This window comes from Paenibacillus sp. 1781tsa1 (genome assembly GCF_024159265.1).
In the GTDB taxonomy this organism is placed as follows: domain Bacteria; phylum Bacillota; class Bacilli; order Paenibacillales; family Paenibacillaceae; genus Paenibacillus.
This window is the reverse complement of the sequence record NZ_JAMYWY010000001.1, coordinates 2365664-2377885: the sequence shown is the minus strand read 5'-3', so window position 1 is coordinate 2377885 and position 12222 is coordinate 2365664. Positions and strand designations below refer to the sequence as shown.

General features: G+C 45.2%; 9 protein-coding genes. 6 read left to right on the top strand and 3 right to left on the bottom strand.

The genetic code is table 11. From position 1 onward, the window contains the following. Window positions 1-4: 4 nt before the first annotated feature. The gene (gene rpiA / locus NKT06_RS10675) at window positions 5-676 is read right to left on the bottom strand and encodes a ribose-5-phosphate isomerase RpiA (protein ID WP_253433568.1); all 672 of its coding nucleotides are present in this window, start codon (window positions 674-676) and stop codon (window positions 5-7) included. 511 nt (window positions 677-1187) lie between these two features. Between rpiA and NKT06_RS10670 the strand changes: the two genes are divergently transcribed. Together NKT06_RS10670 and NKT06_RS10665 are read left to right on the top strand one after the other, a co-directional pair. Next, window positions 1188-2930 (top strand): methyl-accepting chemotaxis protein, encoded by a 1743-nt coding sequence (locus tag NKT06_RS10670; protein WP_253442481.1) that lies wholly within the window; start codon window positions 1188-1190, stop codon window positions 2928-2930. 46 nt (window positions 2931-2976) lie between these two features. Then, complete coding sequence (locus tag NKT06_RS10665; protein ID WP_253433563.1) at window positions 2977-6684, top strand: non-ribosomal peptide synthetase family protein; 3708 nt, start codon at window positions 2977-2979, stop codon at window positions 6682-6684. Between the two features lie 123 nt (window positions 6685-6807). Here the strand turns inward: NKT06_RS10665 and NKT06_RS10660 are convergent, their stop codons facing one another. Beyond that, complete coding sequence (locus tag NKT06_RS10660) at window positions 6808-7428, bottom strand: TraX family protein (protein ID WP_253433560.1); 621 nt, start codon at window positions 7426-7428, stop codon at window positions 6808-6810. A 75-nt stretch (window positions 7429-7503) separates the two neighbouring features. Then, window positions 7504-8034 carry a GNAT family N-acetyltransferase gene (locus NKT06_RS10655; RefSeq protein WP_253433557.1) on the bottom strand — a complete coding sequence of 177 codons (531 nt, stop codon included), beginning with the start codon at window positions 8032-8034 and terminating at the stop codon, window positions 7504-7506. 209 nt (window positions 8035-8243) lie between these two features. Here NKT06_RS10655 and NKT06_RS10650 point away from each other — a divergent pair, with 209 nt between their 5' ends. The 4 genes from NKT06_RS10650 to NKT06_RS10635 are packed head-to-tail and all read left to right on the top strand — an operon-like array spanning window position 8244 to window position 12221. Next, on the top strand, window positions 8244-9689 hold the full coding sequence (locus tag NKT06_RS10650; protein WP_253433554.1) for a spore germination protein: 1446 nt from the start codon (window positions 8244-8246) through the stop codon (window positions 9687-9689). Further along, window positions 9686-10834 carry a Ger(x)C family spore germination protein gene (locus NKT06_RS10645; RefSeq protein ID WP_253433551.1) on the top strand — a complete coding sequence of 383 codons (1149 nt, stop codon included), beginning with the start codon at window positions 9686-9688 and terminating at the stop codon, window positions 10832-10834. The genes NKT06_RS10650 and NKT06_RS10645 overlap by 4 nt, the downstream gene beginning before the upstream one ends. A 43-nt stretch (window positions 10835-10877) precedes the next feature. Continuing rightward, entirely contained in the window at window positions 10878-11084 is a 207-nt protein-coding gene (locus NKT06_RS10640) for a hypothetical protein (protein WP_253433548.1), read from the top strand. Between the two features lie 15 nt (window positions 11085-11099). Continuing rightward, complete coding sequence (locus NKT06_RS10635) at window positions 11100-12221, top strand: GerAB/ArcD/ProY family transporter (protein WP_253433544.1); 1122 nt, start codon at window positions 11100-11102, stop codon at window positions 12219-12221. Window position 12222: the final 1 nt, after the last annotated feature.

Sequence of the window (12222 nt, the reverse complement as noted above, 5' to 3'; positions counted from 1 at the left end):
CATATTAAGAACGATGAAGCTCTTCGATACTACCGTCCGCGTTGGCAAGAATGACTGTATTAGCCATATCAACAAATAGTCCGTTATCCACAACACCTGGTAACATGTTCAATTGAACATTAAGGTTCGCAGCGTGATCAATCGCTTCCATATGACAATCCGCTATCAGGTTTCCGTTGTCTGTCAGATAACGTTGCTGTCCATCCATCCGCCACTGTGGTTGACACCCCAATTTTTCGAGCGCCTGGAAGGTCCACTCCGAAGCAAATGGAACAACCTCAACCGGAAGCGGGAATTTACCCAACTTTTGCACGGCTTTGCTGCCATCCGCAACAATAATCAATTTGTCACTATTGGCCGCCACAATTTTCTCACGCAAAAGAGCCCCGCCTCCCCCTTTAATCAGGTTAAATTCGGGATCTACTTCATCAGCGCCATCAATGGTCAGATCCAGACGTCCAATCTGGTCAAATGGGATGATGGGAATCCCCCATTCACGGGCAAGCTTGTCCGAGGCCTCTGAAGTAGCAACTGCTTGAATGTTCAATCCATCGCGTACCCGCTCACCGATTCGGCAGATGGCATAATAAGCTGTTGAACCTGTACCCAATCCTACCTTCATTCCATCTTCAACATATTCTGCCGCACGCTCTGCTGCTATCTGTTTAAGATTCATCTATAAACCCCCGCTGCTCATAATTTGAGAAATGCATATGTAGTTATTATAGATAAAACCGCTTCCGATGTATATCCGTGCCTTCTGTTGCATCTTTGCCATCCTATTTTTGTGTTGTTGAAGGATGTTTTTTTTACCCACCATGTTATAGAATACAGAATGAAGCTAAAAAATGGGAAATTTTAAAATAAACAGTTCTAAATACCTATAAACCATCTGATATGTCCATAAATACGTAAAATATTAAAAAAAATTTAACAATACTATTCAATTTAACGACATTTTATACGACATATTAATTATAGATGTGTTTTAATAATTAGACACCTATGGTTCATACGGTACATAAGTCTCTACGAAAGCGACTGATAAACCAAGACCATGGTCGCATAAATTTCCTTTGGAGGGGATCACGGAATGATCTAGTTCACTGTACCAAAGCAACCCTAAAGTTTCTTAATTTAAAGAAGATCAGGAGTGGAATTTAGTGAAATCATTAAGTTGGAAAAGCATGTCGTTTTTCTCCAAAAATTTGTTACTCTCATTTACCAATATCATTATCATCGGGGTAGCACTTATCGCAAGCAGTTACTATTTTCAAAAAACAGTTCTTGTTGATCAACTGCATGGACAGGTGGAACAAATCACCAAAAAATGGGCTGAAGATATCAATCCTGCCGAGGTACAAGCTGCTATTGCCGAAGGTAGCTATGATGGAGCAACACAAACGAAATTACGAGCGTATTTCGATGAAATGCAAGAATATTACCCTAACATTGCACAAGCCTACATCTTCGGTGTTGAGCTCGGTGGCGATAACAAGCGATTAACTTCCCTTGTAGCGATGCCGACCAACCTAAGAGAGGCTTTTCAAAGTGAGAACGTAAATATCGGTGACATGTATGAGCAGCCGGTCGTTGTAGCCAACGCACTGAAAGAAATGCTTAATACGGATCGCCCAACATTCACCACATTCTATTCCGATGATTTCGGAACATGGACAACCATTGCATATCCAATCAAAGACAGCAACGGTAAGATTTTCTCATATTTTGCCATTGATGCAGATGCATCAGCCGTACCCGCAGGACTTAACTCCTTGCTAAAAAATGGAATTATCATCCTTGTAGCCTTTTTGCTATTATTCCTGATTATCCAATACCTTGTCGTTAAAAACACACTTTCCCCTATCCGTCACTTGATCAAAGGAATTGATGACGTCAGTCGGGGTAATTTGAATGTCAACATTCCGACAGGCAAAGACGATCTGGGACTCGTTAACGAGAAGTTCAACACCATGGTTCGCAAAATCAACGATACTATCGTTAAAGTGCAAATCACATCACAAGAAGTTAATCAGTCTGCCAAAGAGCTATATGAAGTTTCGGAACGCAACAGTGAGAATGCAGATTCTATTAATAACAACGTGACTCAAATCACTTCTAACATTCGTTCACAGGAACAGGCAACCCGCGATAGTGCACGTGCCATGTCCGAGATGGCTACCGTAATCCAGACGATTGCCAGCAGCTCTGCAAGTGTAGCGGATGAAGCCTATGAAATGGAACGTCGTTCACAACAAGGTAACAGCGTTGTCCGTCAGGTATCCGAACAGATGAATCTGATTACCGAATCAGTTAAGAATACCGCTTCTGCCATTGAGGTTCTGGAAAGTCGTTCACAGGAAATCGGCGATATTCTCAATATCATCTCGGGAATCTCCAGCCAAACAAACTTGCTTGCCCTGAATGCCTCCATTGAAGCAGCACGTGTTGGTGAAGAAGGAAGAGGATTTGCAGTTGTTGCAGGTGAAGTACGCAAACTTGCCGAGCAATCTGAACAAGCGACCAGCCAGGTTGGCGTATTGATCCAGGAGATTCAAGCTGGAATCAAACAAGCAGTACGTGCTATGGAACAAGGTACGTCAGAAGTAGATACAGGGCTCAGCGTAGCCGATCAAACAGGGCAACTGTTCGAAGATATTTTAGAAGCAGCGAAAAAAGTATCTAATCAGATTCAGGAAGTATCAAGCGCGACGGAAGAAATCTCTGCGGGTACGGAGGAAATGACTGCTACAGCAGAGGACTTGTCATCCAGCGTAAGCAAGACAGCAAACAGCAGTGAACAAATTTCCTCATCTGTTGATGAGCAAAAAGCATCCTTGATTACACTGGTAGACTCCTCCACACGCCTTAACAGCATGTCTGAGGAACTTCAAGAACTGATCTCTCATTTCAATGTAAGCAAACAATAATTCAAATCCACAAACATTCGGTTTGAACCAAGGAGGAATAACTGAAGTGATTGAAAACCAACCATCTTCTACCCATTCCATGGAATCTAGCTTGCCCGTTCTGCAGATTCCACTGGATTTTGGGCGACGTCAACAATCATTCTCTTATCAGTCTGCTCAAATCACATTACATGCTTCTCTGAGTCGTGATCTTAAACAGAAGTTTGGAGAACAGATGGTGTACCCGGTACTCCTCTCAGCTTATGCAGCCTTGTTATTCCGATTGTCAGCTGAACAGGAACTTGCCATAGGTATACTTGCCCCCGATCAGGCAGCTTCCTATCTTTCTTTACAGATTCAGGGCAAATTGACCTTCAACCAACTATGTCATCAGGTTTCCGAGCAGCTCAAGATTGAATACACGTTGCAAAACGGTGGATACCCTGAAACGTTTTTTATGCTGAATAGCGTACAGTTGCCCCAAGCTCCTCAAATATTAAATTGGAACGTTCGAGATGATCGGAACATGCTCATCCTCGATCTGTTCTATGATAGTTCACTTTTAAAAGAGTCTACTGTGCTGAGATATGCAGAATATTATCAGACTCTTCTACTCGCCCTCGTGCGTGACGGTGAGAAAGCAATCGGTACGGTAGATATTCTTTCCGCCTCAGATCGATTGCTTTACCGTGAAATGAATGATACTTCCGTTCTCGAACCAGAGAATCAGACGGTTCATGGCTGGTTCGAAGCAACAGCAGCAGCATATCCGGATTCACCGGCGATAACATCGCCATCCAAAAGTTATACGTACAGAGAATTGAATGAACGAGCTAATCAGGTTGCACGAGTTCTGTTATCCAATGGATTGCAGAAAGGTGAATTCGTCAGTATCTTTATGGATCGAAGTCTGGAGACCATCATCTCCCTGCTTGGTATTCTGAAGGCAGGGGGCGCATATGTTCCGATCGACCCTGAGCATCCACAAGAACGTAACAGTTATATTGTGGAAGATACAGCGTCCTCATTCGTGCTGACAACGGAAGCCTCCTTTGCACAAGCTTCCAGCTTGTTCTCCAGTATAGCTACTGTCCGTCAGATTCTCGCTGTGGATGGTCGTCTAGCCGGATTTGCAGCAAGCAACCCCAATCTGGATATTCAGCCAGATGATCTTGCGTATATTATCTACACGTCAGGGTCGACCGGTAAGCCCAAAGGTGCACTGATTGCCCACCGGGGCGTAACCAATCTTGGCAGTGTGGTTCAGCGTGATTGTGACATTCAACCAGGTGATGTATTAACCCAGTTTGCTACATACAGCTTCGATGCATCCGTGTGGGATACTATTGGCGCCTTGTTCTATGGAGCAGAATTATATCTGCTGTCTGCGGAAGAACGTGTATCTGTTGAAGAATTCGCAAGTGCAATTGAACGGACAGGAACAACGATCATTACGATACTGCCTACGATTTTCTTCAATCAGCTTGCTTCCTATTTATCCGATGAAGGTTTCCACAAGCTGGCCAAAGTCAGAATCATTACGGTAGCCGGAGAAGCGCTCTATGGTGAACAGGTTCGTGCCTTCCAGCGCAAATTTGGAAACCAGATTGATATTGTTAATGTGTACGGACCTACCGAATGTACAGTAGCCACAGCCACTCACCGCATCAGCGAACAGGTTCCAGAACATGTGGTGAACATCCCCATTGGTAAACCGATTCATAACTACAAAGTCTACATTGTGAATGAAGAACAACAGCTCTGTCCTGTAGGTGTACCTGGTGAAGTATATATCGCTACCCCTGCACTGGCCAAAGGTTATCTGAATCAGCCAGAACGTACAGAGCAAGCATTCATTGAGAACCCGTTTGCGATAGGTGAGAAAATCTACAAGTCTGGCGATATTGCCAAATTGCTGGATAACGGGTTACTGGAATATGTTGGTCGCAGTGACTCACAGCTAAAAATTCGTGGTCACCGCATTGAGATCGGAGAGATTGAAGATCACTTTGCACGGCTTGATCAGATCCAGAACGTTGCGGTCATTCCAAAGAAAGAATCGGATGGACAGAATATGCTGGTTGGGTATTTTACATCGAAAGATGGTAGTAACCTTTCTGTTTCGGACATCAAGGCAGCACTGACCGCGAAACTTCCTTCTTATTTTGTTCCGAAGTGGATCTGTCAGCTGGATGAAATGCCGATTGCACCGACTGGAAAAATCAATCGCAAAGCGATGGTATCCCTGCCGCATGTGGAACGTCATGAAGATCGCCCAGACCGGGTCATGCCTGAGACAGAGACGGAATCCATTATCCTTAACGCATGGAAAGAAATCCTTCAACACGATGACTTCGGTGTGGAAGACAGCTTCTTCAATATCGGTGGTGATTCACTCCGGGTCATTCATGTACTGGTCATTCTGAAGCCACATTACCCGCAACTGAAAATTGCCGACTTCTTTGCTGAGAAAACAGTCCGCGCTCTCGCTCGTCGCGTGGAAGTCCTGTCTCAAAGTGCAACCGAAGTTGCCCAATCTGCGGTGACGGATGGCATGATCACACAATTATCCGAACACCCTGTGGAACTGGCGTCCCAGTTGGGGTATCCGCTCATTCGTGAACCTGAGCATGTGTTACTGACTGGAGCGACTGGTTATCTGGGTTCTCATGTGCTGCAACAGTTAATTCTGAATTCCAGTACACGAATCTACACGCTGGTTCGTCGGCCATCCAATGGAATAACTGCAATGGAACGTTTGACTAAAGTGCTGGAAGGATATTTCGGCAAACAACTGACTGATCAACTGGCTGCTCGCGTGGAGATTATTGAAGGGGATCTCGAACAACCTAATCTCGGTCTTTCAGCTGAACAAACGGCTTATGTCCAGGAACGAATTGACCGTGTCATCCACTGCGCTGCAGATGTACGTCATTTTGGCGATGCCGATCAGTTCGCCAAAACAAACGTGGAGGGAACGGTCGCCTTGCTGGATCTGATTCGCAGCAAACCTGGGGCCTCGTTCCACCATGTATCCACGATGGGTATTCCGGAAGATCTCGCACTCAGCGGACAATGGGAATCCTCCCTGCAATATGATCGGTTCCCGGCTGACTTGCATGTGGACAACCTGTATTCGGACAGCAAGCTTGAAGCCGAGAAAGTGCTCATGATTGCGGCAGAGGAAGGTGTACCTGTCAGCATCTATCGTGCAGGTAATCTAACTTGCCACTCCGAAACTGGACGCTTCCAGTCCAATATTGATAGCAATGCCTTCTATCGCATGATCAAAGCGATGTTATTGCTTGGCAAGGCTCCTGCGGCTGACTGGATGGTTGATTTTACACCGATCAACTATGCAAGTGAAGCCATTGTTCATCTGGCCTTACGTCAAGATACAGCCGGTCGTGTATTCCACATCTGTAATCCGGAGCCAATCCGCTATGATGAGCTGATCCGTTCTGTGAATCGGGCTGGTTACAATGTCGAGACACTTCCTTTCGCGGAGTACACCCGTTGGTTGTTCGATGCCAGCATCAGCAAGGAGCCGGAAGCTCTTCAGTTGGCTATTGCACAGCTTGAAGGCGACGGGGCGAAGGATTCAGCTTATGTCTATGCTTGCCCTGTCACAACGGCTTATGTGGAACCTGCCGGAATCTCATGTGCGAAAACAGATGATCGATTCATCTCCGCCATGTTAGACTACGCTGTTCAGATTGGATATTTCCCTGCCGCAATTCGGCGCCATAATGGAACTTCTACAGCAATGGAGTAAGTTCACTCTATCATCAGTAAATCAGTATTGATTAATAAATAAGGTCACACAGAGAGAAGCCATCTTATCGTCATGCACTGACGATAAGATGGCTTCTTCACTTGGCATTTTTGGATCATTCTTTTATATCCAGCGAATTATTGCAATGATGGCGAGATGAGCTGGATAGAAATACCGCCAGACCCAGCGCGGCCCCTTCATGCGGAATCCTGCTTGGTAATACTGAGCAATAGCAATGCCGACGGTTGCGAGCACACTATACATTTGCACAGAGCTATGATGCAGCAGAAGATATAGTGCATTTAACAAGACATGTGCCACTACAAGTACAGGACCCTGGAAATAACGGAATAACAGAACCAATAACAACCCGTACATCCCGTAATCCATTTGACTAATTTCCATGAACCAACCTGCTCCAATGACAATTGGAATACTCAGTAGACGGGATGGCAGTTTATCGATAACGAATAGTACCAACAGGGCTGACCACAACGTCCATACCACGTTCAGAGAATAATGATTAAAGGCAGCCATGAACGGCACCTGTGATATCATCGCAATCCAGAACAGACGCCATATGTATTTTTGTACATCTCGTGTATGTTTATAACCGATATACACTGCAAAAGCATAGATTGGAAAAGCGATACGACCTATAATCCTGAGTTCTATAATATGTGGAAAAAAGACAGCCCCTATATGATCAATTAACATCGTGATCATGGCAATCCACTGCATCATGTTGCGACTCCCCTCCCTCGTTCCCATTACGGGTCTGCCATTCATTTATATAATGCATCTTTTTTGAGCAACCCCTTATACATTAAGTTCATAATACATGAACTTGGTATCCCGTGCATATCCTTCGGATTCATATAAAGCTTGCGCTTGCGTGTTGTTTAACTCAGTGGAGAGTGATATACGAAGAACTCCACGCTCAGATGCCAATCGCTTGGCTGCTTGCAGCAGCTTCCTTGCAATGCCTTTCTGACGATAATCAGGATGCACAAATAGATCATTAAGCACCCAGATTGGCCCCATCGATACCGAACTAAAACTGGGATACAACTGAACGAATCCGGTACAATTCAGGCCCTTCGAGATTGACTTACCGTTACTTTCATCTGCCCCTTGACCACTTTCCACATCGGTTTCTGCTACCAAAATCACCGAGTCATGGCGTTCCATTCGTTCTTTAATATACTGACGTGCTGCCTCAATGTCAGCATTTTGGTTGTAGAACATCCTGTACTCATTGAACAATCGACCCACTTCATTGCAATCAGGAAGACCCGCTTGTCTGATTCGCTGCTGCACTTCATTCAACTCCTTTGGGATGGAGACCATCGTCTCATCATTTGTGATCTTTTATATTTTAAAATAATCCCTTCCCTTTCCCCATTCATCATCTGTATCAAAGTTTGTAGTCTATGGATTTCTATAGTGTGACTGCACATTCATCAACTGAAGTATATTTCAGTCAAAGCTATGCAAACTATAGTCACGCTATTATCCGACCGTGTCCGAACCATGAATGAGTCAGGAGGAAGGAAGTTATGAAAGAGAGCATTCTTCTACAAGTGCAATCACGCCTGATCGGCGTGGCAGACATGATCTATCAGCCGCTTCAGATTGGGCCACTTCATTGTACCCTGCTCTATATCCAATCCATTGTTGATACATCGATCATGCGTGAAGCTATTGTAAAGCCTTTGCTCGAGGAGGCTGCACGCAATGATGTGGGTCCCGAATTCATTACGCAAGTCGTAAATGGAACTTTTTTTTCTCTTGAAAACCAGCACAGAGATGCAGCTGAAACATTGGTAGATGATATTGTATGCGGTAATGCAGCACTATACGTCGAAGGCATGTCCGGTATGATCATTTTTTCAATCCAGAATTATCAAAAACGCTCCGTACCGGAATCATCCAATGAAGTGGTCGTTGTTGGACCTCAGGAAGCGTTTATTGAAGACATTAATGTAAATATGTCATTGCTAAGACACAAAATTAAACATCCTGACTTTAAAATCATTAAATTTACCATCGGCAGATATACTAAAACCGAAGTTTTTGTAATTTATATTCAAGGACTATGCAAACCGGACATTCTTGAAAATGTATTAACCAGCCTGGGTGAGATTAATATGGATAGCAGTCTTGGTGTCAGTTATCTGTCCGAGTTCCTGGAAGATCACCCACTCTCTCCTTTTCCACAATATCAATATACCGAAAGACCGGATACTGTTGCCGCGGCACTGGTAGAAGGACGTATTGGAATCATGCAGGACGGGACCCCCTTTTCCCTGCTCATTCCCGTCACATTCTTCTCATTAATGCAATCTTCCGAAGACTATTACCAGCGGTTCCATTCCGCTACATTCATCCGGCTACTTCGCTTGCTGTTTGCAGTTGTCGCTTTCCTGCTGCCTTCCTTATATGTCGCCGTTACTACATTTCATCCCGAGATCATTCCAACCAATCTGCTTATCACCATTGCATCTGCAAGAGAGAACATTCCTTTTCCGGCATTGATTGAAGCGCTCATTATGGAGATTACCTTTGAAGGATTACGTGAAGCAGGAATCCGTATTCCGAAACCGCTCGGCCAGACAGTATCCATTATTGGCGGGATTGTAGTGGGACAAGCAGCTGTACAGGCGGGTATCGTCTCAGCTCCATTAGTTATTGTGGTATCCATTACTGGCATTGCAGCGTTCATTATTCCGCATTTCGAGCTGGGACTGGCATTCCGGCTACTACGCTTTCCTGTCCTATTCATGGGGGGAACATTGGGTCTGTTCGGTGTCGTCATCTCTATCTATTTAATCTATTGGTACATGGTCAGCATGCGCTCCTTTGGCGTTCCCTACATGCAGCCTTTTGCACCCCTTGTACTTCGTGATCTCAAAGATACCTTTATCCGTGTACCTTGGTTCCTCATGAAAAAGCGAACCGAAGCCTATACGACGGATAACGAAACGAGGCAGGATACACCATGAACTTTCGCAGAACCTTCCTGAAACTTGGAATAATTCTTACATGCTGTCTGGTCTGTAGCGGATGCTGGTCCAAAGTCGAAATTAACGAGCGCACCTTCATTACAGCGATGTACGTGGATAAAGCGGATACCCCCGGAGAGATTGAAGTCACACTTAACATGCCGCTCCCCAATCGTCTTTCTCCCGAAGGTGCAGGTACAGGCAAGAATCCTTATGCAGCTGTTTCGGCAACTGCACCAACGATTGCCGATGCCATTGAGCGAATCCAGACGGACCTTACACGTAAAATCTCCTGGGGGCATACGCGAGTCATTGTCTTTGGCCAGGCATACGCACGAGAGGGCATTGAAGATACCATGGAATGGATTGCACGCCAGCCCCTGTTCCACCTGAGCAGCTATGTGATGGTCGCTAATGGCAGAGCCAAGGACGTTTCTGATCTGACACCGGTATTTGAAGAAATCCCAAGTGACGTGCTGCGGGAATTCTCCACCGAAGAGAATCTGTTAAAGACCCAGATGCTGAGTATTTTTACATCCAATAAAATGAATCAGGGGTTTGCTTGCTCAATGTTAGATGCCAAAAAAACAAAAATGGTCAGCGAAGAGGGAGAATCCAAAAAGTGGGTGAGTCAAGTCGGCGGATCCATTTTCAGACAGATGCGAATGGTTGCCACACTCTCGGCTAATGAAGCACGGGCTGTTGCTTGGGCAGGGCAAAATCTGGATTCGCTGACCATCTCCGTACAAACCAAAAAACAAAAGGCAAGTATGAAACTCTATAATATGCGCTCTGACATTCACGTAAAGCTCCAAAATGGAGAACCACATTTCGTAATCAACCTCGCAGGCAAAGCCGAATTGAATTCCGTAATTCCTGTCCTGAAGGCTGAAGACATAGTTAGTGTTACGGATATAGAACAGGCAGCCAATGAAAAAATGAATGCTCACCTTACTCAAGCCGTGCGAACAGCGAAAAAAGAAGGGGCTGATATCCTTATGCTCGGATACCGACTCGAATGGAGATACCCCCAAATCTGGAAGAAGCTGCGTCCGGCATGGATCGACTACGTAAAGAATGATCTTCAGTTTACCGTCAACACCAAAATCAACATCCAATTTGTCGGTTCGGAGTCAAGTTTCTAATATACCAATGAGTGGAGTTTCGTTAGCGAAGGAGGTTACATAGGTGTTAGCCGTTTTGGTATTTGCCGGGTTGTACTTGCTGGATTGGCCGTCCGTAAAAGCAAGCAAGAAAACGATCAAAAGAGCCTATTTCCTGCTGCTCGGTCTTTTTCTCGTATGGAATACACTTGCAGTATGCTGGTCTGAGTGGCCCAATCCGAATGATGTGATCCAATGGCTCTTCGGCTGGGCTAATCATATGATTAAATAAGAGAGGAGATTGACCATGAACCATCTGACTGCCGGACAGGCTTACCGCTTCATGTTTGTTTACCTGTACTCCGAACCGGTTGCCTTTCTATTGCAGCGCTTATTCAAAATGAGTGGCTATCAGGGATGGTTGTCCATCATTGGCGGTTTTCTGATCAGTTTGATCTTCCTCTTCTTTACATACCGTTTGGGTTCCCTTTACCCCGAGAAACCCTGGATTTCCTACGGGGAGGAAATCGTGGGCAAAATGGTACACCGTTTTTATATCGGGTTGATTGTCCTGTTATGTCTGTACTTGTTATCGATTGACGTGGAAAACTTCATTATCTTTCTACAATCAATGTATTTGCCGCAGACTCCGATTTGGCTTACAGCTAGCCTTACTTTACTAAGTATCTGTCTAACTGCGCGCTCAGGGCTCGTTACCATTGTATTTATGTCCGAAGGTATTTTTCTGGTGCAGCTCTTCACGTCTACCTTGCTCATGCCAGCTGTAGGGGGTGGTGGTAATCCGGGGATACTGATTGCGATGACAACGCATCACGATTGGGGTGAAATGGTGATCGGATCTCTGTCCACGATGCCCTGGTTCTCCGAATGGATGATGTTCCTCTTCCTTGCACCCGTGGTTGCTTTCAAGCGCCCTATGTTAAAAAGCATGTTATTAGCCGGGACCACTGTTGTTATATTTATTGTCGTGTTCTGGATGTTCACTCTGATGAATTTTGGCCCTTATGTTGCCGCTGGGCTTCGCTATCCTTTACTTGAGATGGTGCGCTTTGCCCGTTACGGCGATTTCCTGGATAATCTGGACCCTGTGCTGATCGCAATCTGGTCAACCACCATGTTTACTCGCAGTTCTTTTCTGTTATATGTCGCATCTGTCTGTCTTTCCAAACTGAGTGGTGTCAAACAGCAAAAATCTGTGGTGTATCTGATTGGGGGAACTGCCACCGCCATTGTGCTTCAATATGCCAGAGATCCTGCATCTTATGAACTGGCCATTCGTTCCTTCGCTGTTCCAGTGTACACCGTGCTCATTGAATCCATGCCGATTCTGTACGTTCTGGTATACTGGCTGCGCAGCGGCAAGAATAAAAAGGCGACCAAAGCATCCGGTGCTCCGTCGCCCTCCTAAA

Coding starts and splice junctions, on each gene's coding strand:
- rpiA (WP_253433568.1), bottom strand. CDS start 676: ATGAATCTTAAACAGATAGCAGCAGAGCGTGCGGCAGAATATGTTGAA.
- NKT06_RS10670 (WP_253442481.1), top strand. CDS start 1,188: ATGTCGTTTTTCTCCAAAAATTTGTTACTCTCATTTACCAATATCATT.
- NKT06_RS10660 (WP_253433560.1), bottom strand. CDS start 7,428: ATGATGCAGTGGATTGCCATGATCACGATGTTAATTGATCATATAGGG.
- NKT06_RS10655 (WP_253433557.1), bottom strand. CDS start 8,034: ATGGTCTCCATCCCAAAGGAGTTGAATGAAGTGCAGCAGCGAATCAGA.
- NKT06_RS10650 (WP_253433554.1), top strand. CDS start 8,244: ATGAAAGAGAGCATTCTTCTACAAGTGCAATCACGCCTGATCGGCGTG.
- NKT06_RS10645 (WP_253433551.1), top strand. CDS start 9,686: ATGAACTTTCGCAGAACCTTCCTGAAACTTGGAATAATTCTTACATGC.
- NKT06_RS10635 (WP_253433544.1), top strand. CDS start 11,100: ATGAACCATCTGACTGCCGGACAGGCTTACCGCTTCATGTTTGTTTAC.